We start from the raw sequence: 26618 nt of genomic DNA, 5'->3' as shown, positions 1-26618 counted from the left end.
CCCCCGTGAACGGTTGGGAAAACGCAGGCTCACACGTCTAGTACGGCCGGGTCCTATGACGCTCGAGGATCGGTCGAGCGAGATCTCCGCTCGGCCGTACACAAGGGATTGACGTGCTTGCTGACACATCGTCTCATAAGATGTATCCGCCGGTAACCCTCCCGGCGGCCCGCTCCGACCGAGGTGCCGACCATGACAACTGCCACCCCACCTTCCGCGCCGCGCGACGCGCTCGGGCTGCTCAAGGACCGCGAGAAGGTGGCCGAGCGGCTGCTGAAGTCCTCCGCCCGGCACTCCTTCGACCCGGACACCGAGCTCGACTGGGACGCGCCGTACGAGCCGGACAAGTGGTTCTGGCCGCCGGAGCTGGTGTCCCTGTACGACACGCCGATGTGGCGGCGGATGCCGGAGGAGCAGCGCGTCCTGCTGTCCCGGCACGAGTTCGCCGCGCTCCTCTCGCTCGGCATATGGCTCGAGGTGATCCTGATCCAGCTGCTCACCCGCCATATCTACGACAAGCCGTCGACCAGCGCGCATGTGCGCTACGCGCTCACCGAAATCGCCGACGAGTGCCGCCACTCGAAGATGTTCGCCCGGCTGATCGCCAAGGGCGGCACCCCCGCCTATCCGCCCGCCCGGCCGCACCACAACCTCGGCCGCTTCTTCAAGACGGTCTCCACGACCCCCGGCTCGTTCACCGCGACCCTGCTCGGCGAGGAGATCCTGGACTGGATGCAGCGGCTGACCTTCCCCGACGAGCGGATCCAGCCGCTGGTGCGCGGCGCGACCCGGATCCATGTCGTGGAGGAGGCCCGCCATGTGCGGTACGCCCGCGAGGAGTTGCGCCGCCAGATGGTGTCGGCGCCGCGCTGGACGGCGGAGCTGACCCGGATCGGCTCCGGCGAGTTCGCCCGGGTGTTCGCGCGCGCCTTCGTCAACCCCCAGGTGTACTCGGACGTCGGGCTCGACCGGCGCGCGGCGGTGGAACAGGTGCGGGCCAGCGCACATCGGCGCGAGGTGATGCGCACCGGCACCAAGCCGCTCACCGACTTCCTCGATGACATCGGCGTGCTGCGGGGCGCGGGGCGGCGGTTGTGGCAGAGCTCGGGCCTGCTGGCCGCGCCGGGCCGGGGGCACCGCCCTGCGGTAGCTGGGGGCGAGCGCTAAGGGCGCGACCCTGTCGGAAGGGAAAGCGCGCGGAGGCCCTGAGGCTGCAATCGATTTGCGGCTGCCGCCGCGCGGAGGGCCGAGCACGGTCGACCGTCGACAGGGGCTGAGGCGCCCGAAGCACATCGAGCCCAGAAAACAATTCGCACGCAGGGCCGGTTACGCTGAGGCATGACGACAGGCAGCGGCACCGCCCCGGCGCACCCGGCGGAAACGACCCCCGCCGCCGCGCGCCCCGCGCGCCGCGGCGCCTACCGCCGGCTCAGCGTCGAGGAGCGGCGCGCCCAGCTGATCAGCGCCGCGCTCGGGCTGTTCGCCCACCGCGCGCCCGAGGACGTCTCGCTGGACGACGTCGCCACCGCCGCCGGGGCCTCCCGCCCGCTCGTCTACCGCTACTTCCCGGGCGGCAAGCAGCAGTTGTACGAGGCCGCGCTGCGCACCGCCGCCGACGAGCTGGAGCTGTGCTTCGCCGAGCCCCGGAGCGGCCCGGTCACCGTACGGCTGAGCCAGGCGCTCGACCGCTATCTCGCCTTCGTGGCCGAGCGCGACACCGGGTTCAGCGCGCTGCTCCAGGGCGGCAGCGTCGCCGAGACCTCGCGGACCAGCGCCATCGTGGACGAGGTGCGGCGGGCCGCCGCCGACCAGATCCTGCTCCATCTGGAGGTGGCGGAACCCGGCCCGCGGCTGCGGATGATGGTGCGCACCTGGATCACCGCGGTCGAGGCCGCCTCGCTGATGTGGCTGGACGAGGGCAAGCAGCCGCCGTTGGCGGAGCTGCGCGACTGGCTCATCGACCACTTCGTCACGCTGCTGGCCGCCACGGGCGCGAGCGACCCGCAGACGGCGCGGGTGCTGCGGGCGGCGCTGGCGATCGAGCCGGCGGAGGGGCAGGCCGGGGCGCTGGCCCGGCGCCTGATGCCGGTGCTCGGCGACGCCTCCCACCTCCTGTGAGACTGGTGCGGTGAGAAGCGAGGAGACGCCCTTCGTGGGCGGGCCGCTGGACGGCCGGGTGCTGCCGGTGCTGACCGGGCTGACCGGGCAGCCGCCGAAGACATACGAGGTGCCGGTCCCAGACGAGGGCGGCGGCGCGCCGACGGTGTACGTCTACCGCCGGGTGCCGGCCGCCACTTCGCGGCGGCTGGGCCTGGTGCGCGGATGGCGCTACGAGTACGACCCGCAGGGCAAGCCGCACCGGCTGAAATGGCCCTGGTCAAAGCCCGACTGACGTCAGGACAGGGCCTCGGCTCGTACGTGTATACGAGGGAACGGGCACGCGGACCGGCCGCCGGACGGGTGACCGTATTGCCCAGACCGCCAACAATTCTCCCGAATATACGACTGGTCATGTCACGATCGCCCCGAGGTCGTCGAGCCCGGAGGTGAGACCGTGTCAGGACGCATCGTGAGATCGGTCTGCGCGGTGGCGCTGACCGCGGCCGCCGCGGTGGCCGCCCCCGCCCCGTCGGCGCCCGCCGCGGCCGCCCCCGCCGAGCAGTCCGTCGCCGAGCTGCTGACACAGCTCAAAACGGCGTACCGCAAGGCCGAGGAGGCGACCGAGGCGTACAACGCCACCGAGGAGAAGCTGCGCAAGCAGCGCGCCAAGACCCGGGCGCTGGCCGCCGCCCTCGGCCGCACCCGCTCCCGGCTCGCCGTCAGCCACGACGACGTGGGGCGGCTGGCCCGCGAGCAGTACCAGGGCCACACCCAGCTCTCCTCGTACTTCTTCCTCATGGCGCTGCTGTCCCCCAGCCCCGACCAGGTCACCGAACAGACGCGTGTGCTCGGCCGGGCCGCCGACCGCCAGGCGATCCTGATGGAACGGCTGGCCAGAGGGGAGGTACACGCGGCACGGCTGGTCCAGCAGGCCAGGGCCTCGCTGAAGAAACAGCTGTCCCTCGCGACCAAACGGAAGAAACAGCGGGACAAGGTCGAGAAACGCCTCACCGCCATCGAAGTGAAACTGGCCTCGCTGAGCCGTCGCCAGATCCGGGCCATCCAGAAACGGGAGCGGCAGGACACCGAGAAGGCCCAGCGCGAGCTGCTCGACTCGGGGGCCCTCGACCCCCCGGTGCCCGACATCGTGCCCGACACCGTCCCGGAGGACGTCGTCCCCGACCCGCAGACCGACGACCCCGACACCGACACCGGCGCCGACGCCGACGCCGACGCGAACAGCGACACGGGCAGCGGCACCGACGCCAAGGAAACCCCTAAGGAAACTCCTAAGGAAACCCCCTCGGAGCCCACCCCCGAGCCCGAGGCCTCCGAGACCCCGCCCCGGCGCCCCAAGGAGACCGCCCACCGCCGCACGCCCCGCCGCGCCTCCGCCTCCAAGGCGGCCGGGCAGCGGGCGCTGCGGTACGCGCTGAAGCAGATCGGCAAGCCGTACGTCTGGGGCGCGGAGGGGCCGCGCTCCTTCGACTGCTCGGGGCTGACCTCCCAGGCGTGGGCACACGCCGGGCGGCGCATCCCGCGCACCAGCCAGGAGCAGTGGCGCCGGCTGCCGCGGGTGAAACTCAACCGGCTGCGCCCCGGGGATCTGGTGGTCTACTTCAAGCGCGCGAGCCATGTGGCGATCTACGCGGGCAACGGCATGGTGGTGCAGGCCCCGCGCCCGGGGGGCCGGGTCAAGCTGTCCCCGCTCGCGTCCAACCCGCTGCGCGGCGCCGTACGGCCGACCAAGGGCTGACGGCGGCCCGGCCGCACTCAGCCCACCTGCTCGGCCGCCTCGCTCTCGGGCTCACCAACCACCTCGCCGACCGCCTCGCCGACCGCCTCACCAACCAACGCGCCGGCTAACTCGCCGTCCGTATCCGCTACGGCGGCCCCGGCCTCCGCCTCCTCCAGATACGCCGCGGTCTTGTCCGGCTCGTAGAAGAAGTTCTCGAAGTCGGCCGGGTCGTCGAAGCCGTTGGCGAAGCGGTGGGCGACCGCGGGCAGCTGGCCCGCCGCGCCCAGCAGCCGCACGATGTGCTCCGGCGGCGGAGCCAGCATCGCGTTGGTCCACTTGGTCACGTGGCGCGCCGTCGCCCAGAAGCGCCCGAACGTCCGCCGCATCCACGCCTCGTCGAAGGGCCGGTCGCCGTGCTCGACGATGCTCTCCAGATACGAGGTGGCGCATTTGGCCGCGGAGTTGGACCCCTGCCCGGTGAGCGGGTCGTTGGTGACCACCACATCGGCCACCCCGAGGACCAGACCGCCGCCCGGCAGCCAGCCGATGGGGTCGCGGACGGTCGGGGCGTACCGCCCCGCCAGCGTGCCGCCGGCGTCCGTCAGCTCGACCCTGGTGGCCCGCCCGTACTCCCAGGGCGTGAACCACTCCATGAGCTCGAGGGTGAGGGCCAGGTGTTCGGAGGGGTCGGTGACGCCGCCGAAGACATCGGCCGGGCCGCCGGGGATGGCCTCCCAGAACAGGATGTCGGCGCGCCCGGAGTTGGTGAGGGCGGGCATGACGTACAGCTCGCCCACATCGGGCACCAGATTGCAGCGCACCGCTTCGAGCTCGGGGTGTTCGAGCCGGGGGGCGAGGTTGTGGACATAGGCGATGGCGAGGGCGCGCTGCGGGGTGGTGTACGGGGAGCGGGCGGCGTCCCGGCCGAAGAGGGCGCCCAGTTCGCCCTTGCCCGCGGCGACCAGCATCAGGTCGTACCGCGCCGCCAGGAAGTCCAGGTCGGAGACGGCGGCGCCGTGGATGACCAGTCGGCCGCCACGCCGCTCGAAGGCCTCCATCCAGCCGGCCATCTTCAGCCGCTGGTCGACGGACTGGGCGTGGCCGTCCAGCTCGCCCAGCCAGTCGACCAGGCGCGGATGCCCCAGCGGGGTGGCGGGACCGGCGACCGAGACGCCGAGGCCCTGGATGCGCGGGGCCTGCTCCTCCCAGAAGTTGATCTCCAGATCGCGCTCGTGCTGGAGCGCGGTGTGGAACATGCACTGGGTGGACATCACCCGGCCGCCGCGGATCTCGTCGGCCGTGCGATTGGACATCAAGGTGACGTCGTACCCCTGGGCCTGGAGCCCCAGGGCGAGCTGGAGCCCGGACTGACCGGCCCCGACGATCAGAATCCTGCGCATGGCCGGGCCCGTGTCACTCGGGCGAGACGTCCACGGCGAACCTCACCAGGGCGAGCAGAGTGTCGGCCACCGAAATGCGGTTACGGGCGTCCATGCTCACCACGGGCACCTTGGCCGGTACGGAGAGGGCGTCCCGCACGTCCTCCGGCTCGTACTCCGGCGTCCCGTGGAAGTGGTTGACGGCGATGACATACGGCAGCCCGCAGCTCTCGAAGTAGTCGAGCGCCGGGAAGCTGTCCTCCAGCCGCCGGGTGTCGACCATCACCACCGCGCCGATCGCGCCGCGCATCAGGTCGTCCCACATGAACCAGAACCGCTGCTGGCCCGGGGTGCCGAACAGATACAGCACCAGGTCGGAGTCGAGCGTGATCCGGCCGAAGTCCATCGCGACCGTCGTGGTCAGCTTCTGCGGGGTCGCGGCGAGGTCGTCCACGTCCTCGCTGGCCCGCGTCATCAGCGCCTCGGTCTGAAGCGGCGTGATCTCCGAAACCGCACCGACGAACGTCGTCTTACCGACGCCGAAACCCCCCGCGACGACGATCTTGGTGGCGATGGGGGCCCGCGAACGGTCCGTCTGCCACCCCTGGAGCGCCTCGTCGGCCCCGGGTATGTTCGGCACCCGCACCGGTGCCACCGTCATCGTCTCAGAGTCTGCGAAGTCCACTGAGCACCCTTTCGAGCAACGCGCGTTCCGGCTGTCCGGGGCTGCGCCCGGTGCCGTACACGCGGATCTTTCCCTGGTCCGCGAGATCGCTGAGGAGCACGCGCACCACACCGAGCGGAATCTTGAGCAGCGCGGAGACCTCCGCGACCGAGCGCATCCGGCGGCAGAGGTCGATGATGGCGCGGATCTCCGGCACCATCCGGGAGGCCGGCCCGCTGAGCGCGGGCTCGACCGCCCCGTCCGGGGTCTCCAGCGTGGCCACGAAGGTCTCGACCAGCAGCACATGGCCGGAGCGGGTCCGGCCGCCGGTGAGCGAGTACGGGCGTACGCGGGCGGCCTTGTGGGACGCGGACGTCACTGCGCGGACTCCAGGGACCGGCGCAACTCGGTCCGGAGCTCGGGGGTGAGCACATGCCCGGCCCGGCCGACGAACAGCGCCATGTGGTACGCGACCACCGTCATGTCGCAGTCCGGCGTGGCGTGCACGCCCAGCAGCGAGCCGTCGCTGATCGACATGACGAACAGGCTGCCCTGGTCCATCGCGATCATCGTCTGCTTGACCAGCCCGCCGTCCATCAGCTTGGCCGCGCCCAGCGTCAGGCTGCCGAGGCCGGAGACGATGGTCGCCAGGTCGGCGCTCGACCCCTTCGGGCCGTCCTGGGCCGTCGGGTCCGCGGCTTCCGCGACCGCCGCGGCGTGCCGCGCGTCCGAGGACAGCAGCATCAGCCCGTCGGAGGAGACGACGGCGACCGAACGGACGCCGGGCACCTCCTCGACCAGATTCGACAGCAGCCAATGCAGATTACGGGCCTCAGAACTCAACCCATACGTGCTACTGGGCGCATTCACCTGCGTGCCTCCTCAACCGTGCCACCCTCGTCCTGCGCCCCCGATTGTCCCCGCTGCCGCTCCCCCGCCGGGCCACGACCCGCGAACTCGGCCTCGGCGTCCCGGCGTCCTTCGCGCGCGCCCTTCTGGAAACCGCCGAGCCTGCGCCGAAGTTCCTCGGCGCTCACCGCGCCCGTGCGCTCCTGCGGATCCGGTTCCGGCAGGGCCACGTTCCTCGGGGTGCGCTTGGGAAGTCCCTTGTCCGTGAGGCGCCTTTCGGGCAGGCCCCGTTCGCGCGCCGCCGCCTGTTCCGGGGCCCGCTGCCCGGGCACCCCGGACAGCGCGGCCCCGGCCCCGTCCGGGGCGTCCGCAGCCGCACGGCGCTTGGGCAACTCGGTCTGGCGGGCCGCCTCCTGGCCGGTCGCGGCGGTCGCCGAGGGCTCGATCCCGGGCCGGGTGTGCTCGGCGCGCTCGATCAGAGACGGCCCGGTGACCGACCGCGTCGCGTCCGCGGGCCCGGCCGGAGCCGGTCCGTCGGCGGCCGGTCCGTCGGCGATCGGGGCGTCGGTGATCGGCGCGTCGGCGATCGGGCCCCAGGCGTCGGCGCCGACCGGGCGCATGCCGTGGCCGCCGATCGTGTCACCGCCGCCGCGCTGGGCCGGCCGGCGCGGGTCGGGGACCGTCTCGCCCCGGCGCCCGGAGAGCTGGATGGTCCGCTCGGCGGCCTCCACCAGCGGGTCGGGGTCCTGCTTCGCGGCGCGCCGCGGCAGCATGGGCAGCGTCCCGCCGTCGGACGGCATCGGGTGGCCGCGCGGCGGGGTCGGCTCCTGGGCGAACTCGAGGCCGGGGACGGCCGCCCCGACGGCGTCCGCCGTCCCGGGCCGTGGGTCGTGGGCCGGGCCGCCGGACGGCGTACCGGTGGGGGTCGCCGCCGTACGAGCCGGGCCGTCGGCGCCTTCCGTGGCGGCGCCCGGGCGCGGCAGCCCCAGGCGCCCGCCGCGCCGGTGCGACAGCGTCCGCGGCGACTCCAGGTCGGCCGCGGAGGTCCCCGAGGCGGTGAGGGCCGGGCGGGCCTGCCCCGGAAGGGTGTTGGAGTTGGCCTCGGCCACCGAGCCCGGGAAGGACGGCAGCGAGGCGCCGCCGTACGACGAGCCCGCGGGCACGGCGGGCGGCAGCCCGGCGCCGGGCGGACCGGCGGGCAGGATCTTGGTCGGCAGGACCACGACGGCCGCGACCCCGCCCGGCTTCTGCTCCCGCAGCTGCACCCGTACGCCGTGGCGCGCGGCCAGCCGGGTCACCACGTACAGGCCGAGCCCCAGCGGGTCCTCGGGCTGCGGGCCCTGGCAGTACTCGGGCACCGGGTCGGCCAGCCGGCCGTTCAGCTCGACGAAGCGCTCGGGCGTCATGCCGATGCCCTCGTCCTGGACGGAGAGCATGACCTCGCCGCTCTCCAGCAGCCAGCCGGCGATCTGGACCATGGTGTCGGGCGGCGAGAACGTGGTCGCGTTCTCCAGCAGCTCGGCGACCAGGTGGCTGATGCTGTCCGCGGCGTAGCCGACAACCTGGGCGTGCTGCGGCAGGGACTGGATCTGCACCCGGTCGTAGCGCTCGACCTCGCTGATCGAGGCGCGCAGCACATCCAGCAGGGGCACCGGCCCCGGGTGCGCGGCCTTGTTCTCGGAGCCCGCGATGACCAGCAGGTTCTCGCCGTAGCGGCGCATTCCGGTGGCCAGGTGGTCGAGCTGGAAGAGGGTCTGGAGCCGGTCCGGGTCCTGCTCCCGCTCCTCCATCTGCTCGATGATGGTCAGCTGGCGCTCGATCAGGCCGAGGGTGCGCAGCGCCAGGCTGACGAAGCTGCCGTGGACGCGGGCCCGCAGCCCCTCGAGGCGGGTGGTGACCGCGTCCCGCTCGCGGCGCAGTTCGGACCGCTCGTCGGCGAGCTTCCGCCGCTCCTCGATCAGGCGGGTCCGCTCGGCATCCAGCTTCAGGGCGCGCTCGTGCTCGCGCACCGCGGCCTGGTGCATCTGGTTGACGGCCCGTACGGCCTCCGCGAACTCGTCGTCGCGGCCCTTGAAGGCGATCGGCTCCTCGGCCACCGGGTCGGCGGCCACCCGCCGCGCGCCGAGCCGCAGCGCGGCCAGCGGCCGGGTCATCGAGCGGGCGGCCTGGACGCTGGCGCCGATGGCCAGCAGCAGACAGGCGCCGAGGATGCCGATGCCCACCTCGAGGTCGGTGACCTCGTCGTCGCGCAGCTTCTCCAGATGCTCGATCTCGGCGGTGGCCAGCGAGGACTCCACGCCGCGCATCCGGTCGATACGGGCGGACAGGCTGGACTCGACGCGCTCGTCGCTGAGGAACCGGTCGGTGTCGGAGAGCTGGGGCTGGTCGGTGAGGCGGGCGATATAGCGCTCGGCCGCGGTGACCTCGGTGCCGTTGACCGTGCGGGCGAAGCGGTCGCGGACGGAGGACGGGGCCAGCTGGTTGAAGTCGGAGAGCGCGGACTGCTCGCTCACATTGGTGCGCTGGGCCGCCGAGGTGAGCTTGGGCTGGCTGCCGCCCGCGGCCAGCGCGCCGAGCAGCAGCCCGCGGGTGGCGGAGGCCTCTTCCGTGGCGCGGCCGAGGGGGGCCAGCGCGGCCGCGGAGCCGTCGTCGGCGCCGGCCTCCAGCCTGCGGGCCAGGGTGTCGGCGAGGCTGCCGAGGGCCTGGATGGTCTCGGTGTAGCTCTCGTACACGTCCAGCGCCGAGCCGTTGCCGGTCAGCGCCTGCTGCCGGACCTTGGGCAGCGCGTCCAGCAGCCGCCGCACCTCGGCGGGGGTGCTCGGGCCCACCTCCTTGACCTGCCGGTCCACCCGGGCCCGCTGGCTCTCGGAGACCCCGGCGCCGGAGGCGGAGTTGCGCCCGGCCGCGACGTACTCGGTCATGGCGTCGCGCTCGTCGGCGAGGGCGTGGGAGAGGGTCACCGCGCCGCGGTTGGTCTCGGCGAGGTCGACCAGCTTCTGGGCGTCGGTGGTGTCGTCGAGCGCGCCGAGCACGGCCGGGGCCCCGGCCCCGAGGACGGCGAGGGAGACGACGGCGACGGACACGGCGAGCCGGTTACGGACGCGTGCGGTGCTGCGCTGCGGCGACGCCTCCTGCTGGCGTGGCTCGCCGCCCTGTTCGTGGTTGCTGCCCCGAAGCCGCTTCTTCCGCACCGGTGCTCACAATCTTTTCTCGCCCGACCCACTGTGGTTCCAGAGGTGACGACGGTTCAACAATTGTGCTCGCTCCCCCACCTCTGGTAGGGGTTCCGACCCTTTCAGGAGGGCTTGGGATGGATCGGATCATCCGTTCCAGCCACCCTGAACGAGTGAACCGCATTGCGTAGTTGACCACCAAACTTCGGTCGCGGGCCATACCCTCCTTCAACCTTTCACGGGTTGGAAATCACCTGACCTCCTGACAGGATGCTCCCCCGCACGTTCCGGAAACCGTCAATCACGACCAATCCGGCAAACGACTCCGCCACCCGTCCGGCCGGGGCCGACGGACCCCGATCCGGCAGACTGGCCGAATGCGCATCGAACTCGCCACCGCCCCCGGTGATCCCCGCATCCCCAACGAGGACTACGCGTCGGTAGCGTTGCCGGCATCCGGGCAGGGTGGCGCGCTGGTGGTACTGGACGGGGTGACGCCCCCCGAGGACGACGACGGATGCGTCCACGGCGTGCCCTGGTTCACCGCCCGGCTGGGCGGGGCGCTGCTCGAACTGTCCGGTTCGCGACGCGATATGCCACTGACGGACTGCCTCTCACGCGCGATCGAGCGGACGGCCGCGGCCCACGGCCCCGAATGTGACCTTTCTCACGTTAGAACGCCGCAGGCGACGGTCGTCGCGGTGCGGTGGGACGCGGAGCGGATCGAGCATCTGGTGCTCTCCGACTCCGCGTTGCTCATCGAGGGGACGGACGGCACGGTGACTCCCGTGCTCGACGACCGGATCGACCGGCTCCGCGCCGCGGGCCGGCGGCCGCTGGCCCCATTGCGCAATGTCGAGGGCGGCTTCTTCACCGCCGCCGCCGACCCCGCGGTCGCCCACAGGGCCGTGACCGGCACCCGCCCGCGCGCGGGGACGCGCGCGCTGGCGGCGCTCACCGACGGGGCGGCGCGATGGGTGGAGGTGTTCCGCGAGGGCGACTGGGCCGAGTGCTTCGCCCTGCTGCGCAAGGAGGGCCCGCAGTCGCTGATCGACCGGGTACGGGCGGCGGAGGACGCCGACCCGGAGCGGACGGGCTTCCGGCGCGGCAAGACCCACGACGACGCGGCGATCGTCTTCGCCGAGTTCTAGGGGTAGGGGTATCCGACACCCCCGTACGCCGGGCCGCGCGCGGCCCGGCGTACTCCCGTCGCCACACCCACGTCGCCGGATCGGCGGACCTCGCCGATCCTGACGTACATGAGAGCCCTACTCCTGTGGCGGACGTGCGCCCTGGCCGGGCTCGTCGGTGAGCTGTACGGAGTTCAGCCGGTGCAGCAGCCGGGCGAGTTCGGCCACCTCGCTGCGCTCCCACGCCGCGAGGCGGCGCGCGTACCGCGTGCGCCGGGCGCCGCGCACCCGACGGAACCGGGCCCGCCCCTCATCCGTCAACTGAACCAGGAAGGCCCGCCCGTCCGCGGGGTCGGGAGCTCGTGCCACCAGCCCGAGATCCTCCAAGGCGCGCAATTGGCGACTCATCGTCGCCTTGCCCACGCCGAAGTAGGCCGCGAGATCCGTGGCCCGCTGCTCTCCGGCGTCTTCCAGCCGCATCAGGAGTCCGTACGCGGCGGATTCCAGCTCCGGGTGGACTTCCCGGGCCAATTCACCCGAAGAGGCGCGGGCTCGGCGAAGGAAAACCGCCAATTCGCGCTCCAGAGCCAGGAATGCATGGTCTACACCAATTCCACCCATGGTGCGTCCCTCACCCCCCTCGGGGGGCAATGCCCCGTTATTATGCACGTCAGAGCCCTCTCCGGATTTTCATGGCCTGAAAGTTTCTTCCAAGCGCGGTCGTCGCCGCAGCTCCGTCAGTATTTCGCAGGATTAGACCAACGGCAGCAACCCGACCCCCTTCCGCGCCGCGTATCTACGCCCGTAGCGTCTACGCCCGTAGCGTCAGAGTGACATGGCCACACCAATGACAGACACGTGCACCTCTCCCCACACGAGGCCTTCGGAGGCACGCCATGCCCAAGTACAGACCTGGCACGACCCGGCGCACCCTCACCGCGCTGTTCGGCATTCTCGCCGCGCTCCTCGCCACGAGCTTCACGCTCTCCGGTACGGCCACGGCCGCGGACAGCGGGAAGAAACCCAACCCCGAGGACCACTGGGCGGGCTCCCAGATACTCAAGCACGAAGGCGGTTCCACGAGCGGCGAGGAACCGCCGGGGCTCCTCGCCTCGGTCGAAGGCGTTGACGTCAGCAGCCACCAGGGCAATGTCGCCTGGTCGACGCTCTGGAACAGCGGAGTCCGCTTCGCCTACGTCAAGGCGACGGAGGGCACCAGCTACACCAACCCGTACTTCGCGCAGCAGTACAACGGGTCATACAACGTCGGCATGATCCGCGGCTCGTACCACTTCGCCCTGCCGGACAACTCCACCGGCGCGGCGCAGGCCAGGTACTTCGTCAGCAACGGCGGTGGCTGGTCCAAGGACGGCAAGACGCTCCCCGGCGCGCTCGACATGGAGTACAACCCGTACGGCGCCACCTGCTACGGCAAGAGCGCCAGCGCGATGGTCACCTGGATCAAGGACTTCACCAACACCTACAAGTCCCTGACCGGCCGCGACCCGGTGATCTACACCTCGACCAGCTGGTGGAAGAGCTGCACGGGCAACTCCAGCGCCTTCGGCAGCATCAACCCGCTGTGGATCCCGCGCTACGGCTCCTCCGTCGGTGAACTCCCGGCGGGCTGGGACTTCCACACCATCTGGCAGTACACCTCGTCGGGCGCGACGGTCGGCGACCACAACCAGTTCAACGGCGCCCTGGACCGTCTCCAGGCCCTCGCCAACGGCTGACGCCCCCCGCGGCCCCACCCTCGGCGCTTCCGCCCTCCGGCGCACGGACCCCGCTGTCCGTGCGCCGGGGGGCGACGGGCTTTCAGCCCGTTTCAGTCCCGGGGGAATCCGTCGGTGGCCAGAACCAGGTCGACCACCGTGCCGGTCAGATCGACCGGCAATCCGAACGCGAGAGTCGACTCGCGCAGGTAATCGTCGCCCTTGGGCTCGGTGAAGACATGGCACTTGCCGGTGTACGGATCAGCGATCAAATAGACCGCGACACCGGCCGCTGCATAGGCCCGCTTCTTCGGCCCGAAGTCGTTCGCCGCCGTGTCCTTGGAAATCACCTCGGCCACGAACTCGATGTCTTCCCTGCGCCAACGTCCTCGGGCGGTCTTCTCGGCATCCTGGGAAAGCTTGACGACATCCGGGGCGAAGCCGTTGTTGTGCCCGGGAAAGTCGATGCGCACGTCTGACAGCACCTTCACGTCCATCCCGAAGCGGTCTTCGAAAGCACGCACGATCCTCCGGATGACATGCCAGTGCACGTCCCGCTGCGGCGACATGAAGACGCCCCCCTCGACGATCTCAACCTTGTAGCCCTCGGGGACGTGGATCCGCTCCAGCCAGTCGAACAGCTCGTCCAGGCTGAGTTCGTCGCTGTCGGCCATCTCGATCCTGTCGGTCAGCTCGATGGTCACCGTGCGCTCCTCCCCGCTGCCGCGTTATCGCGTGCAGCCGCGCAGTACAACGATACGACGGCCCTCACGACACGCGTGGCCCGGAACTCCCGTGCGAACGGGAGCTCCGGGCCGGCGTACCGGTGGCGTCCGTCACGCCGCCACCGGGACCTCCGGGGCGGCCGGGGTGGCCGCCGGGGTGAGGGCCAGTTCCAGGACGCGGCGGACGTCCGAGACCGGGTGGACGTCGAGCTTGGCCAGGACCTCGGCGGGGACGTCGTCCAGGTCGGGCTCGTTGCGCTTGGGGATGATCACGGTGGTCACCCCGGCGCGGTGCGCCGCCAGCAGCTTCTGCTTGACGCCGCCGATCGGCAGCACCCGCCCGGTCAGCGAGACCTCGCCGGTCATCGCCACGTCCGGGCGCACCTGGCGGCCGGAGAGCAGCGAGGCCAGGGCCGTGGTCATGGTGATGCCCGCGCTCGGGCCGTCCTTGGGCACCGCGCCCGCCGGGACGTGCAGGTGGACGCCGCGCTCCTTCAGGTCACCGACCGGAAGCTCCAGCTCCGCGCCGTGCGAGCGGAGGAAGGACAGCGCGATCTGCGCGGACTCCTTCATCACGTCGCCCAGCTGGCCGGTGAGGGTCAGCCCCGCGCCGCCCGTCTCCGGGTCTGCCAGCGACGCCTCGACGAACAGCACGTCCCCGCCCGCGCCGGTGACCGCGAGCCCGGTCGCCACGCCCGGCACGGCGGTGCGCCGCTCGGCCGGGTCCTGGGCGGACTCGGGGGTGTGGTGCGGGCGGCCGATCAGCGGCCGCAGCTCGTCGGCGCCGATCGTGAAGGGCAGCTTCCGCTCGCCCAGCTCGTGCTGGGCCGCCACCTTGCGGAGCAGCCGCGCGATGGACCGCTCCAGGGTGCGTACGCCCGCCTCGCGGGTGTACTCGGCGGCCAGCCTGCGCAGCGCGTCCTCGGCCAGGGTCACCTCGCCCGGCTCCAGGCCGGCCCGCTCCAGCTGCCGCGGCAGCAGGTGGTCGCGGGCGATGGTGACCTTCTCGTCCTCGGTGTAGCCGTCCAGGCGCACCAGCTCCATGCGGTCGAGCAGCGCCTCGGGGATGGCCTCCAGGACGTTGGCCGTCGCGAGGAAGACCACGTCGCTCAGGTCGAGCTCGACCTCCAGGTAGTGGTCGCGGAAGGTGTGGTTCTGCGCCGGGTCCAGGACCTCCAGCAGGGCCGCGGCGGGGTCGCCGCGGTAGTCGGAGCCGACCTTGTCGATCTCGTCGAGGAGGACGACCGGGTTCATCGAGCCCGCCTCCTTGATGGCGCGCACGACCCGGCCGGGCAGCGCGCCGACGTAGGTACGCCGGTGGCCGCGGATCTCCGCCTCGTCGCGGACGCCGCCGAGCGCGACGCGCACGAACTTGCGCCCCATCGCGCGGGCGACCGACTCGCCGAGCGAGGTCTTGCCGACGCCGGGCGGGCCGACCAGGGCCAGCACCGCGCCGCCCCGCCGGCCGCCGACCACGCCAAGTCCCCGGTCGGCGCGGCGCTTGCGCACCGCCAGGTACTCGGTGATCCGCTCCTTGACGTCCTCCAGGCCCGCGTGGTCCGCGTCGAGCACGGCCTTGGCGCCGGTGATGTCGTACGCGTCCTCGGTGCGCTCGTTCCAGGGCAGCTCCAGGACGGTGTCCAGCCAGGTGCGGATCCAGCTGCCCTCGGGGCTCTGGTCGGAGGACCGCTCCAGCTTGTCGACCTCCTTGAGCGCGGCCTCCCGCACCTTCTCGGGAAGGTCGGCCGCCTCCACCCGGGCCCGGTAGTCGCCGGACTCGTCCTCCGGGTCGCCGTTGAGCTCGGCCAGCTCCTTGCGGACCGCCTCCAGCTGCCGCCGCAGCAGGAACTCGCGCTGCTGCTTGTCGACGCCCTCCTGGACGTCCTTGGCGATCGACTCGGCGACGTCCTGCTCGGCGAGGTGGTCGCTCAGCCAGCCCAGGGCCAGCTTCAGCCGCGCCACCGGGTCGGCCGTCTCCAGCAGCTCCACGCGCTGCTGGATGGAGAGGAACGGCGAGTAGCCGGAGTTGTCGGCCAGCTGGCCGACGTCGTCGATCTGCTGCACCCGGTCCACGACCTGCCAGGCGCCGCGCTTGCGCAGCCAGCTGGCGGCCAGGGCCTTGTACTCCTTCATCAGCTCGGTGACGGAGCCGGGCAGCGGGTCCGGGACGATCTCCTCGACCTGGGTGCCCTCCACCCACAGCGCGGCGCCGGGACCGGTGGTCCCCGCCCCTATCCGCACCCGGCGCACACCGCGGATCAGCGCGCCCGGGTCGCCGTCGGAGAGCCGGCCCACCTGCTCGATCGTGCCGAGCGTGCCGATGCCCGCGTAGGTCCCGTCGACGCGCGGCACCAGCAGCACGCGCGGCTTGCCGCCGCCGCTGCCGCTTGATCGGGCGGCGGCCTGTGCGGCCTCCACCGCGGCTCGTACCTCACTGTCGGACAGGTCCAGCGGCACCACCATGCCGGGCAGCACCACCTCGTCGTCGAGGGGCAGCACGGGCAGAGTGAGCGGTGTGGACATCGAAGCCATGATCTCCCCTTCGGCAGGCAAGTTGAGCTATGCAGACTCAATGCCTGGAGGCCCGCCGATGTTCCCGGCCCGTTGTTCGCTCTGAGCGATCAGCCCGGAGGCCGGATATTTCGGAACCCTCACCGCCGCTTCTCGGTGTCCCCTTCGGCCGCCCCACGGTGCGCGCCGTGATGTGTCGCCCCCGCGCTCGTCGCCACGATGTGCGCAGGAGGTCCGAGATGGCATTCAGGATCAGCAAGGAATTCCACTTCTCCGCCAGTCATCGGCTGGACGGGCTGGCCGAGGGGCATCCGTGCGGCCGGCTGCACGGCCACAACTACGTCGTCGCACTCGAGCTCGCCGCGGGGCCGGACGGCCTGGACCCGACCGGCTTCGTCCGGGACTACGGCGACCTGTCCGCGTTCAGCCGGTGGCTGGACGACGACGTGGACCACCGTCACCTCAACGATCTGCTCACCGATCGCAATCCCTCGGCGGAGAACCTCGCGCGGTGGCTGTACGAGCGCTGGCTGCCGCGGTTCCCGGAGCTGAGTTCCGTACGCGTCAGCGAGACGCCCAAGACATGGGCGGAGTACCGGCCGTGACGCGGGCGGGGGCGGCCGCGGGCGCGGGCAGGGGCGTGGGCGGAGGAGGTGATGCCGCTGTGGAACCGAAACTCGTCGTGAACGAGATCTTCGGCCCCACCTGAGCGCCGTACAGGGAGAGGGGCCCTCGGCGGGGCAGCGCTGCGCCTTTCTGCGGCTGGGCGGCTGCAACCTGGCGTGCCGCTGGTGCGACACCCCGTACACCTGGGACTGGACCGGTGTCGGCGACTCCGGGGTGGCCTACCGCCCCCGTGACGAGCTGCACCCGACGCCCTGGCGCGAGGTGCTGGAGCGGCTGCGGGCGTACGAGGTCCCCATGATCGTCGTCTCCGGCGGGGAACCGCTCAGCCAGCAGGCCCGGCTGCTGCCGCTGCTGCGGGCGCTCATCGACACCGGCCATCGCGTGGAGATCGAGAGCAACGGCACCGTCGTACCGCTGCCCGAGCTGGCCCGCCTCGGCGTGCGCTTCAACATCTCGCCCAAGCTGGCGCACTCCGGCGACCGGGAGGAGCGCCGGCTCGTGCCGGAGGCCCTGGCCGCGCTGGCGGCCGTGCCCGGGACCGCGTTCAAGTTCGTCTGCCGGACGCGGGACGACCTCGACGAGGTGGCGTCCATCGTCGACCGGTACGGCACCACCCCGGTGTGGATCATGCCGGAGGGCCAGACGCCACACGAGGTGGACCGGCACATCGCAGCCCTCGGCGACGACGTGGTCGCCCGTGGCTGGAATCTGACGACCAGACTGCATGTCGCCGTATGGGGTGACAGGAGGGGTGTGTGACATGAGCAGTGGAGCAGTGGAGGTGAACGGGACGGCGGAGGACCGCGACCGGATGCCGGACCCGCTGGAGGACGTGGCGCGCCGGCTCCTCCTCGAAATCGGCGAGAACCCGGACCGCGAGGGCCTGAAGGAGACCCCGGCCCGGTTCGCCCGCTGGTGGCGGGAGTTCAGCAACTACGACCCGGGCGAGGTCGGCACCCTGTTCCCGCTGCGCAACCAGGGGCAGATCGTCATGGTCTCCGACATCAACCTGTGGTCGCTGTGCGAGCACCACCTGCTGCCGTTCTCCTGCGCCGTCACCATCGCGTACCGGCCCGAGGGCGATGTGCTGGGCCTGTCGAAGTTCGCCCGGATCGCCCACCGCCACGCGCACCGGCTCCAGGTGCAGGAGCGGCTGGTCCGGGACATCGCCGAGGAGATCACCGCGGTGACCGGATCCTCCGATGTCGCGGTGGTGGCCCGCGGCGAGCACCTGTGCATGAGCATGCGCGGCATCCGCACCCCGGCGCTCATGACGTCCTCGGTGTTCAACGGGATCTTCCAGGATCACGGGCCGGCCCGCCAGGAGCTCGTGGCCGCCATCTTCCACGGACGGTGACGACCACCGGACCCGCACGTCAGGCACCCATCACCCCTCGCTCAAGGAGTGCACATGGCTCTGCGTGAAATCCGCACCGGACTCAGCCTGGACGATGTGCTGCTGGTCCCGCGGCACACCTCGGTGGTGAGCCGCTCGGCGACACACCTGGGCACCGAACTCGCCGCCGGAATCGAGCTGAGCGTCCCGGTGCTGTCCGCGAACACCCCGTGGTGCACCGGCGCCCGGTTGGCCGAGGCGATGGCGCGCGGCGGCGGCCTCGGCGTGGTGCACCGCATGCAGACCGCCGAGGACCAGGCCGCCGAGGTCGCGGCGGTCAAGGCGGCCGCGCCGCCCGGGCCCGGCGGGCCACAGGACCCGGCGCGTCCGACGGTCGACGCCGACGGGCGGCTGAGGGTGGCCGCCGCGGTCGGGGTGACGGACGACTGTCTGCGACGGGCCGCCCTGCTCGTCGAGGCCGGCGCGGATGTGCTGGTCACCGATGTGGCACACGGCCACGCCGATTACGTGATCAAGTCCGTCGAGGAGCTGCGGTCCCGCTTCCCGGGCACCACCCTGATCGCCGGGAACGTGGCCACCGCGGCCGGCACCCGGGATCTGATCGAGGCCGGCGCGGACGCGGTCAAGGTCGGCATCGGGCCCGGCGGCATCTGCACCACCCGCATCGTCGCCGGCAGCGGAGTGCCCCAGCTCACCGCGGTCCTCGACTGTGCCGAGGAGGCCGATCGCAGCGGGATCCCGGTCATCGCCGACGGTGGCATCAAGGCGCCCGGCGACCTGGTCAAGGCCCTGGCGGCGGGCGCGCGTTCGGTGATGCTCGGCAGCGCCCTGGCCGGGGCCGACGAGAGCGAGGCGAAGCTGGTCGAGCACGAGGGGCGGCGCGCCAAGGTCAGCACGGGGTTCGTCACCTTCGGCATGCGGCTGACCCTCAAGCGGGCGCGCGGGGAGCAGGTGAGCCGCGAGGAGCTGGACGAGTACACCCCCGAAGGCGTCGAGGCGACCTTCGCGTACACCGGCTCCCTCGCCGCCACCCTGCGGCCCTTCCTCGGGGGCCTGCGGTCCGGCATGAGCTACTCCGGCGCGCACTCCCTGGCCGAGCTGCGCGAGCGGGCCGAGTTCATCCGGATCACCCCGGCCGGCATGGCCGAGAGCCGCCCGCACGCGCTCCAGCGCGCCGACCAGGTCCCCCTGGACTACGCCACGGAGGCCACTGGATGACCACCCCCCTGGACAGCGGGCGGTACGGCACCGACGAGATGCGCGCGCTCTTCACCGACCGGGCCCGCTATCAGTTCTTCGTGACGGTCGAGGGCGCGCTCGCCGAGGCGCAGGGCCGGCACGGGGTGCTCCCGGCCGAGGCGGCGGAGCACATCGCGCGGCAGGCCCGCGACCACGTCTGCGACCTGGACCGGATCGCCGAGATCGAGGCGATGAGCCGGCACGAACTCTTCGCCGTGGTGCAGGAGTTCGCGGGAGCGTGCGAGCCGTACGGGCGGTACGTCCATCACGGCGCGACCAGCAGCGACGTCCTCGACACCACCATGGCCCTCCAGCTGGACGCCGCGATCGGCATCCTGCGGACCCGGCTGACCGCCCTGATGGCGGCCCTGCGCGACCGGATCGCCGCCGACGGGGATCAGGTGATGATCGGCCGCACCCATGGCCAGCACGCCCAGCCCATCACGCTCGGCTTCAAGCTGGCCATCGCGCTGGACCAGCTGACGCGCTGCCTGGCGCGGCTGGACGGGCTGCGGGACCGGGCCGTGATGGGCAAGGTGGCCGGCGCGGTCGGTTCCCTCGGCGGCCTGGGGCCGTCCGGGGTGCCCGTACAACACGAAGCGCTGGAGCGGCTCGGGCTGCCGGAGCCGCGGATCTGTGCCCAGGCCGTGGCCCGCGACCGGTACGCGGAGTTCGTGTGCTGGGCCGCCCTGACCGCCGCCTGCCTGGACAACCTGGCCACCGAGATCCGCAACCTTCAGCGCACCGAGATCGGCGAACTCGCCGAGTCCTTCGCCGAGGGCGACCAGATCGGCAGCTCGGCCATGCCGCACAAGCGCAACCCGGTCCGCAGCGAGCGGATCTGCTCGCTCGCCAGGCTGCTGCGCTCCGCGGTCGGCCCGGCCCTGGAGAACGTGGTCACCTGGCACGAGCGGGACCTGGCCAACTCGGCCAACGAGCGGTTCACCCTTCCCGAGAGCTGTGTGCTGCTCGACGAGATGCTGACCACCGCCACCGCGGTCGTCCGCGACCTGCGGGTCTTCCCCGACCGGATGGCGGAGAACCTGGCCCTGTCCCGCAACGCGCACCTCAGCGAGGCCGTCCTGCTCGCCCTGGTCGCGGGCGGCATGGACCGGCTGGCCGGCTACCGGCTGTTGCAGGAGGCCAGCTCGGCGGCCGCCCGGGACCGGCGCGACCTGCTCGCCGTGCTGGGCGAGGACCCGCGGGTCACCGCCGTCGTCCCGGCCTCGGAGCTGGCCTCCCTGGCGAAGGCCGCGGCCGACGTCGGGGCGTGTGCGGATCTCGCGCGCGAGACGGTATCGCGCGCCGAAGCGGCGATGCGCAACTCCGGATCAGGAGGACGGACATGACCTGCACGATCGTGGTGGGCGGTCAGTGGGGCGACGAGGCCAAGGGCAAGATCTCCAGCTATCTGGCGCTGCGTGACGACCCCGGCGTCGCGGTCCGCGCCGGGCTCGGCCCCGGCGCCGGACACACCGTGGTGCACGGCGGGCGGACCCTGCGGCTGCGGCAGGTGCCCAGCGCCGTGGTCAACCCCCGCACCCGGCTGCTCCTCGGCGCCGGCGTGCTCATCCGCCCCGAAGTGCTGCTGCGGGAGATCAAGGAGACCGGGGTCGGCGACCGCATCGGCGTCGACCACCGCGCCACCGTCATCGAACCCGGGCACGTCGAGGCCGAACAGGCCGACGCCGGGCTCCGCGACACGGTGCGCTCCACCGGCAGCGGGCATGGCCCGGCCCTCGCCGCCCGGGCCATGCGCGCGGCGCGCCGCGCGCAGGACGTGGCCGAACTCGCCCCGTATCTCACCGATGTGGCCGCCGAGGTGAACGCGGCGGTCGACGCCGGGGACGGGGTCCAGGTCGAGGGCACCAACGGGTTCGGCCTGTCCGTGCTGTACGGCAGCTACCCGTACACCGTCGGCAAGGACTCCACCGCGAGCACCGCCGCGGCCGACGTGGGCCTGGGGCCGCTCGCCGTCGACGAGGTGGTCCTGGTGTTCCGGGCCTACCCCACCCGGGTCGGCGCCGGCCCCTTCCCCACCGAGATCCCCGAGGAGGAGGCGGAGCGGCGCGGGATCGTGGAGTACGGCACGGTCACCGGGCGGCGCCGGCGCACCGGCACCTTCGACCTGGACCAGGCGCGGGAGGCCGTCCGGATCAACCGGCCGTCGCGGCTGGCGCTCACCTTCCTGGACCATGTGACCCCCGACGCCCTCGGCGTGCGCGGCGGGGCGCTGCCCGCGGAGGCCGCCGCGTTCGTCCGCCACGTCGAGAAGGGCCTGGGGCGGCCCGTGGATCTGATCGGCACCGGCCCCGCCAGCGACGACCTCATCGACCGATGGACGGCACAAGGAGGAGAACGATGAACGCGACCCCCACCTGGCGGCGCGCCAATCTGCTCACCATCGGCTGGTCCGAGATGGGCCGGATGCTGACCGGCCTGGCCCACGACATCAAGGAGAGCGGCTTCGCCCCCACGGTCATCGTGGGCATCGCCCGCGGCGGACTGCCGCCCGCCGTCACCCTGTCCAACCTGCTGGGGGTGACCGACTTCCGGATCCTGGGTATCCCCCGCAACACGACCAATTCCCGCTACAGCGAGAGAGGCGAGGCGGTGCTCGACTACATCACCCCGCAGCGCCCCGTGACCGGCGCCGACGTACTGATCGTCGACGACATCATGGGCGACGGCGGCACCATGGCACTGGCCGTGGACACCATCCGCGGGCTGGGTGCCGCGGAGATCCGCACGGCCGTGGTGGTGCGCAACGTGGGATCGCGGGGGCGCGCCGACTTCCAGGCCGTCGAGGTCGACGACTGGACGGTCTTCCCGTGGGAACTGCCGCCGGGGGCCGGGGACTCCACCACCGTCCTCGCGGCGCCGCGGTGAACCCCGGCACCACGGTCATCCTGGACCGGGACGGCACCCTCCTCGACTTCTACGAGATGTTCCACCAGTTCGTGCTCGATCTGCACCGCGATGAGCGGGTCTCGCCGCCGCCGCGCGAGGTGGTGCTCGGATACGCGTACTGGAAGGCCATCACCAGCGGCAGTCTGCACATCGGCGGGGTGCGGGTCCTGGACCGGGTGGACGATGTGGCCCACCGCTATATGGCACACGGCACGCTCTACGAGGGTGCCGTGCCCGCGATCACCGCCCTGTTCGGCGCGGGGGTCCGGCTGGCGCTGGTGAGTTCCTGGGTCGGCACCGCGCCGACGGTCGAACTGCTGCGCAGGAACGGCGTGGGGCACTGCTTCGGGGAGGTCGTCACCCGCGACAACCTGCCCGGCCGGGGCGAGGAGGCCTCGGACGCGGACGTCAAGATCACGCTGGCCCGGCAGGCGCTGGTCCGGATCGGCCACCGCACGGACGACCGGCTGTTCGTGGTCGGGGACACCGCGGCCGACGTGGCCCTCGGCCGCGGGCTGGACGCGGCCGTCGTGGGGGTGCGGACCGGAAACGGCCACATGCTGCCCGACGCCCCGCCCGAAGGGCCCGACACCATGCTGCCCTCGGTCGCCGGCCTGGTGGACGTGGTGCTGGGCCCGGGCTGACGGGTTCCTGCGGTGCCGAGGGCCGGGATCCGCGGAGGATCCCGGCCCCCGGCCGTTCAGGGCGCGGCGAACCGGGTCACGGCGTCCAGGTACTCCGTCGGGTCCTCCAGCCCGGCCATCTGGAACGCCTCCCGCCGCTCGTAGCAGGTCCCGCAGGTGCCGCAGTGCCGCTCGCCGCCCTTGTAGCAGGACCAGCTGGCCTCCAGCGGGGCCCCGAGCCGCATCCCGTGGGCGGCGATGTCCGCCTTGGACCAGGTGATGAACGGCGCCTCCACCGAGGGGGTGGGGAAACCCTCGTTGGCCACCGCCACCAGCTCGCGCAGCGCGGCGTGGAACGCGGGCCGGCAGTCCGGGTAGATGAAGTGGTCACCGGCGTGCATGCCCAGCGCCACCACCCCGGCCCGGTGCGCGACCCCCACCGCCACGGCGACGTTGGCCAGCACCGCGTTCCGGTTCGGCACGACGGTGGCCTTCATCGACTGCTCCGCGTAGTGGCCGTCGGGGACCGTCACACTGTCGTCCGTCAGCGCCGATCCGCCGAGCACCGAGCCGAGCCCGCTGAGGTCCACCACATGGTGCCGGGCCCCGTAGTGGGCCGCGATCCGGCGCGCCGAGTCGATCTCCCGGCGGTGCCGCTGGCCGTAGTCCACGGTCACGGCGATCAGCTGGTAGCTCAGCGCCGCGTAGTGCGCCATGAGCGTGGTGGAGTCCATGCCCCCCGAGAGCACCACCAACGCGGTGAACGGATCGGTTGGATCGGCACTGCTGCTGTTCTGCTCCATCATGAGCCTCCGGAGATAGGGGAGTCGCCGAGACACGAGGCGCATACGGCCGGGTGTGTTCGCTCATGGTGGTGTCCGCCCCGCGGGTCGCGCATCGCGGCACGGTGCCGAAGGACCCCTGGTACGAGGCCGAAGGGCGGGCACGGCGGTTCCGAGACAAAGCGGCCCGGGTCGGCCGGTGCGCTCTGCCGCGCGACCGGCGCCCCCTCGGTGAGCAGCGGCCACAGCCCGGGATCGCGGAACATCTCCGGGAAGTCCCGGCGGCCGGTGATGCCGAGCTTGCGGTACGCGCTCGACAGATGCAGCTCCACCGTGCGGCGGGTGATCCGCAGGGCCGTCGCGATGCGCTCGTTGGTGAGTCCGCGCGCCGCGTCGATCAGGATCTGGCGCTCCCGCGCGGTCAGCGCCAGCACGCCGCGCAGCGAGGAGTGGCGCGGGGCGCGGTCGTCCGCCAGGGCCAGCAGCTGCCGCCCCCGCTCGACCAGCGGCCGGGCGCCGCACCGGCCGGCCAGCCCGATCGCCTGGGTCAGCACGGCGATCGCCTCGTCCGGCCGGTTGCGCCGGGTCAGCGAGGGCCCCAGGTCGGCCAGGCAGTACGCCAGGTCCAGCTCGCTTCCCTCCGCCTTCAGCAGCCGCGCCGCCGCGCGCAGCAGCCGCTCGCCCCGTGGCCCGCCGGAAACCCGGCTCAGCGCCCGCAGCGCCCGGCCGCGCTCCTGCGGCGAGCCCGCGCGGTGGGCGAACCGCAGCTGCTCGCGGGCCAGTTCCAGGGCCTCGTCCGACCGCCCCACCTGGTGCAGCAGGATGGCGCCGTGCATCCGCCACGAGGCGGTCACCGCGACGCGCAGCCCCGCCCCCTTGTTCCGGGCGTGCAGCTCCGCGAGGTCGCGCGCGGCGCCCGGCAGATCGCCGTCGGCCGCCAGCAGCCGCGCCCTGGCCATGAGGACGTCCCGGTAGTGCCAGCTCGGCGGCAGATCGCCCCAGCACCGGTAGCGGCGCAGCAGCATGCGGGCCCGGTCGTTCTCGCCCTGGCTGATCAGCACGTCCGCGAGCGCGGCCAGCGCGGCCACCCGGGCCGGGGACCCCGGGCCCACGCCGTGCCGGGCGAGCTCCCGCAGACACTCGCTCAGCTGCTCGCGGGCGATGTCCAGGCGCCCTCGTGCGAGGGCGATCCGCGCCGCCACCGGCAAGAGCAGCACCCGGTACAGCGGGCGTGGCCGCAGGCCGGCCTGGTCGTCGTCCCCCAGCCGCGCCGCGGCCTCTTCGTGGTGGCCGTTGTCCACCAGGACGGTCAGCGCCGCCGCCCTGGCCAGCGGATGGAGGCACAGCTCGTCACCGGGGCGGCCGAGGGCCCGGCGCGCCTGCCCCACGGCCGACTCGGCAGCGTCAGGAGCCTGGGGAGCCTGGTCGGTGAGATGCCGGCAGAGCGCGGCCACGGCCGTGGCCGCCGCACGCAGCCCGTCCGTGCCGTCCGCGTCGGCCAGCGGGTCCGGCCGGGACGCGATGAGTTCGTCGAGGAGTTCCGACGTCAGCCCCGGTAGGCGGTCGTACAGATGCCACGCGATGCGGTGCAGCCGGGGCCAGTGGGCCACTTCGGTCCCGGCGACGGCCACGGCGGTCGCGTCCAGCACCCGCTGCCGCTCCTCGGGGGAGTCCACGCCGTACAGCGCGCTCCCGACGCGCTCCAGCAGGCGCGCGCGGATGACCTCGTCGGTTGTACCGGCCAGGGTCGCCACCGCCGCGTCGAGGCCGCGGGCGCGGTCGGCCCGGATCCGGATGTCGGCGATGCCCAGCACCGCCTGGCGGTGCTCGTCGCCGGAGGCCACCTGCGCGGCGTGTTCCAGGCAGCGCAGCGCGGTGTCGGTGTCGTCGGCGGCCAGCGCGGACCGGGCGGCCTGGAGCAGCACGCCGGCCGGCCAGGAGCCGTCCAGCGGGACGGCGGAGGCGATGAGATGGGCGGCGACCCGCTCGGCCGGGGCCCTCCGCTCGTGAAGATAGGTGGCGGCGGCCAGATGGGCCGCGTTACGGGCCATCAGGGTCATTCCGCCGACCAGGGCGTTGCGCACCAGGGAGTGCCGCAGCAGCAGGGTGTTGTCGTCCGCCACGAGCCCCATGCGGACCAGCAGGTCCGCGGCCGTGAGCGTGTCCCCGAGCCCGGTGCCCGCCAGATGGGCGATGAGGGGGATGTCGGCACCGCCGTCCCCGGCGATGGCGATGGCCTCGGCCAGCCGCCCGGCCCGCGGGTCGATCCGGTTGAGCCGCCTGGTCACCACCTCGGCGACGGCCGGCAGCACCGCGGTGTCCAGCACCTCCGGGTCCGGGACGCCCCCGGTGTCACGGACGGTGTCACGGACCCAGCGGACGAGCTCCACCAGCATGAACGGGTTGCCGGCGGTCAGCCGCCGGCAGGCGTCGGCGAACCCGGTGCCCGGCGGGCGCGGCAGCCGGGAGCGTACGAGGGCGGCCGTCTCCTGCTCGGACAGCCCCCCGAGGTGCACCTGCTGTGCGCCGACGAGCAATTCGGCCAATTCCGAGGGAGCTTCGGCGGGCACGCCGTTCTGCACGGAGGCCACCAGCATCACCGGAAGGTGGGAGCTTGCCTCCACCACGCAGCGCAGAAAGCTCAGCGACAACGCGTCGGCCCGGTCCGCGTCGTCGATGGTGATGACCAGCGGCGCTTTCACGGTCAGCCGGGACACCACATTCTGCACCGCGACCGCTATCTCCGCCCCCCATACCCGCGGAACAGCACCGTCGGGAACGGGACCCTGCGACAATTTTTTGTAAATGTCGTGGAGTTCCACCCCCTGTTCACATCCGGGTGGCAAACAGTCTGTAAAACCTCCGACTAAATCATCCAGCAAGGCCCACGGAATGTAATGCCGCTGCTCGGTGCAGACCAGATCGACGACAGCGCACCCCTTGTGGCGCGAGGTGAGGGCGAACGCGCGGAGCAGCGACGTACGCCCTATCCCCGCCTCGCCCGTCACCGCGTACCGGGCCGGGAGACGATCCGTGCCGTCGTGACGCGCTCGGCGGAGCAGGCGCATTTCCGCCTGCCGCCCCATGAAATCCCGT

General features: G+C 72.5%; 24 protein-coding genes. 14 read left to right on the top strand and 10 right to left on the bottom strand.

Annotated elements, in window-relative coordinates:
• The first annotated feature begins 192 nt into the window (after window positions 1–192).
• The 4 genes from ABTY62_RS15505 (at window position 193) to ABTY62_RS15490 (ending at window position 3856) form a co-directional block, all read left to right on the top strand.
• Complete coding sequence (locus ABTY62_RS15505; protein ID WP_352129894.1) at window positions 193–1167, top strand: AurF N-oxygenase family protein; 975 nt, start codon at window positions 193–195, stop codon at window positions 1165–1167.
• Between the two features lie 171 nt (window positions 1168–1338).
• Window positions 1339–2118, top strand: coding sequence for a TetR/AcrR family transcriptional regulator (locus ABTY62_RS15500; protein WP_352129893.1), 780 nt, complete (start codon window positions 1339–1341; stop codon window positions 2116–2118).
• A 10-nt stretch (window positions 2119–2128) separates the two neighbouring features.
• Window positions 2129–2392, top strand: a complete 264-nt coding sequence (locus tag ABTY62_RS15495) for a DUF8847 domain-containing protein (protein WP_352129892.1) — start codon at window positions 2129–2131, stop codon at window positions 2390–2392.
• A 177-nt stretch (window positions 2393–2569) separates the two neighbouring features.
• Window positions 2570–3856 (top strand): C40 family peptidase, encoded by a 1287-nt coding sequence (locus ABTY62_RS15490; protein WP_352129891.1) that lies wholly within the window; start codon window positions 2570–2572, stop codon window positions 3854–3856.
• Between the two features lie 17 nt (window positions 3857–3873).
• On the opposite strand, the gene ABTY62_RS15485 is transcribed toward ABTY62_RS15490, so the two are convergent.
• The 5 genes from ABTY62_RS15485 to ABTY62_RS15465 are packed head-to-tail and all read right to left on the bottom strand — an operon-like array spanning window position 3874 to window position 9921.
• Window positions 3874–5238, bottom strand: coding sequence for a styrene monooxygenase/indole monooxygenase family protein (locus ABTY62_RS15485; RefSeq protein WP_352129890.1), 1365 nt, complete (start codon window positions 5236–5238; stop codon window positions 3874–3876).
• A gap of 13 nt (window positions 5239–5251) precedes the next feature.
• The gene (locus ABTY62_RS15480; protein ID WP_311728875.1) at window positions 5252–5878 is read right to left on the bottom strand and encodes a GTP-binding protein; all 627 of its coding nucleotides are present in this window, start codon (window positions 5876–5878) and stop codon (window positions 5252–5254) included.
• A 4-nt stretch (window positions 5879–5882) separates the two neighbouring features.
• Complete coding sequence (locus ABTY62_RS15475) at window positions 5883–6260, bottom strand: DUF742 domain-containing protein (RefSeq protein ID WP_311728876.1); 378 nt, start codon at window positions 6258–6260, stop codon at window positions 5883–5885.
• Window positions 6257–6751 (bottom strand): roadblock/LC7 domain-containing protein, encoded by a 495-nt coding sequence (locus ABTY62_RS15470; RefSeq protein WP_352129889.1) that lies wholly within the window; start codon window positions 6749–6751, stop codon window positions 6257–6259. The genes ABTY62_RS15475 and ABTY62_RS15470 overlap by 4 nt, the downstream gene beginning before the upstream one ends.
• Entirely contained in the window at window positions 6748–9921 is a 3174-nt protein-coding gene (locus ABTY62_RS15465) for a sensor histidine kinase (RefSeq protein WP_352129888.1), read from the bottom strand. Before ABTY62_RS15465 ends, ABTY62_RS15470 begins: the two co-directional genes overlap by 4 nt.
• A 359-nt stretch (window positions 9922–10280) precedes the next feature.
• Here ABTY62_RS15465 and ABTY62_RS15460 point away from each other — a divergent pair, with 359 nt between their 5' ends.
• A complete protein-coding gene (locus tag ABTY62_RS15460; RefSeq protein ID WP_352129887.1) occupies window positions 10281–11054 on the top strand; it encodes a hypothetical protein in 774 nt (257 codons plus the stop codon).
• Between the two features lie 117 nt (window positions 11055–11171).
• Here the strand turns inward: ABTY62_RS15460 and ABTY62_RS15455 are convergent, their stop codons facing one another.
• On the bottom strand, window positions 11172–11654 hold the full coding sequence (locus tag ABTY62_RS15455; protein WP_311728880.1) for a MarR family winged helix-turn-helix transcriptional regulator: 483 nt from the start codon (window positions 11652–11654) through the stop codon (window positions 11172–11174).
• 275 nt (window positions 11655–11929) lie between these two features.
• On the opposite strand from ABTY62_RS15455, the gene ABTY62_RS15450 reads away from it, so the two are divergent.
• Window positions 11930–12769, top strand: a complete 840-nt coding sequence (locus ABTY62_RS15450) for a lysozyme (RefSeq protein WP_352129886.1) — start codon at window positions 11930–11932, stop codon at window positions 12767–12769.
• A 92-nt stretch (window positions 12770–12861) separates the two neighbouring features.
• Here ABTY62_RS15450 and ABTY62_RS15445 read toward each other — a convergent pair whose 3' ends face one another.
• Window positions 12862–13452 carry a Uma2 family endonuclease gene (locus tag ABTY62_RS15445; RefSeq protein ID WP_352129885.1) on the bottom strand — a complete coding sequence of 197 codons (591 nt, stop codon included), beginning with the start codon at window positions 13450–13452 and terminating at the stop codon, window positions 12862–12864.
• A 132-nt stretch (window positions 13453–13584) separates the two neighbouring features.
• Window positions 13585–16005, bottom strand: coding sequence for an endopeptidase La (gene lon / locus ABTY62_RS15440; RefSeq protein ID WP_352129884.1), 2421 nt, complete (start codon window positions 16003–16005; stop codon window positions 13585–13587).
• A gap of 218 nt (window positions 16006–16223) precedes the next feature.
• Between lon and ABTY62_RS15435 the strand changes: the two genes are divergently transcribed.
• The 8 genes from ABTY62_RS15435 (at window position 16224) to ABTY62_RS15400 (ending at window position 22761) form a co-directional block, all read left to right on the top strand.
• Window positions 16224–16589, top strand: a complete 366-nt coding sequence (locus ABTY62_RS15435; RefSeq protein ID WP_311728883.1) for a 6-pyruvoyl trahydropterin synthase family protein — start codon at window positions 16224–16226, stop codon at window positions 16587–16589.
• A gap of 100 nt (window positions 16590–16689) precedes the next feature.
• Entirely contained in the window at window positions 16690–17370 is a 681-nt protein-coding gene (locus ABTY62_RS15430) for a 7-carboxy-7-deazaguanine synthase QueE (RefSeq protein WP_352129945.1), read from the top strand.
• 1 nt (window position 17371) lies between these two features.
• Window positions 17372–17968: a GTP cyclohydrolase I gene (folE, locus tag ABTY62_RS15425; protein WP_352129883.1), complete on the top strand. Its 597-nt coding sequence runs from the start codon at window positions 17372–17374 to the stop codon at window positions 17966–17968.
• A gap of 54 nt (window positions 17969–18022) precedes the next feature.
• Window positions 18023–19186, top strand: a complete 1164-nt coding sequence (guaB, locus tag ABTY62_RS15420; protein ID WP_352129882.1) for an IMP dehydrogenase — start codon at window positions 18023–18025, stop codon at window positions 19184–19186.
• Window positions 19183–20556, top strand: a complete 1374-nt coding sequence (gene purB, locus ABTY62_RS15415) for an adenylosuccinate lyase (protein WP_352129881.1) — start codon at window positions 19183–19185, stop codon at window positions 20554–20556. Before guaB ends, purB begins: the two co-directional genes overlap by 4 nt.
• Entirely contained in the window at window positions 20553–21572 is a 1020-nt protein-coding gene (locus ABTY62_RS15410) for an adenylosuccinate synthetase (RefSeq protein ID WP_352129880.1), read from the top strand. The genes purB and ABTY62_RS15410 overlap by 4 nt, the downstream gene beginning before the upstream one ends.
• Window positions 21569–22096 (top strand): phosphoribosyltransferase, encoded by a 528-nt coding sequence (locus ABTY62_RS15405; RefSeq protein ID WP_352129879.1) that lies wholly within the window; start codon window positions 21569–21571, stop codon window positions 22094–22096. The genes ABTY62_RS15410 and ABTY62_RS15405 overlap by 4 nt, the downstream gene beginning before the upstream one ends.
• Entirely contained in the window at window positions 22093–22761 is a 669-nt protein-coding gene (locus tag ABTY62_RS15400; RefSeq protein WP_352129878.1) for an HAD family hydrolase, read from the top strand. The genes ABTY62_RS15405 and ABTY62_RS15400 overlap by 4 nt, the downstream gene beginning before the upstream one ends.
• A gap of 56 nt (window positions 22762–22817) precedes the next feature.
• Here the strand turns inward: ABTY62_RS15400 and queC are convergent, their stop codons facing one another.
• The gene (gene queC, locus ABTY62_RS15395; protein ID WP_352129877.1) at window positions 22818–23546 is read right to left on the bottom strand and encodes a 7-cyano-7-deazaguanine synthase QueC; all 729 of its coding nucleotides are present in this window, start codon (window positions 23544–23546) and stop codon (window positions 22818–22820) included.
• Entirely contained in the window at window positions 23543–26608 is a 3066-nt protein-coding gene (locus ABTY62_RS15390) for a LuxR C-terminal-related transcriptional regulator (protein WP_352129944.1), read from the bottom strand. Before ABTY62_RS15390 ends, queC begins: the two co-directional genes overlap by 4 nt.
• Window positions 26609–26618: the final 10 nt, after the last annotated feature.

This window comes from Streptomyces sp. NPDC097640 (assembly GCF_040302705.1).
In the GTDB taxonomy this organism is placed as follows: Bacteria; Actinomycetota; Actinomycetes; order Streptomycetales; family Streptomycetaceae; genus Streptomyces.
The sequence above is the reverse complement of the archived record's forward strand: the minus strand, read 5'-3'. Positions and strand labels throughout refer to the sequence as shown.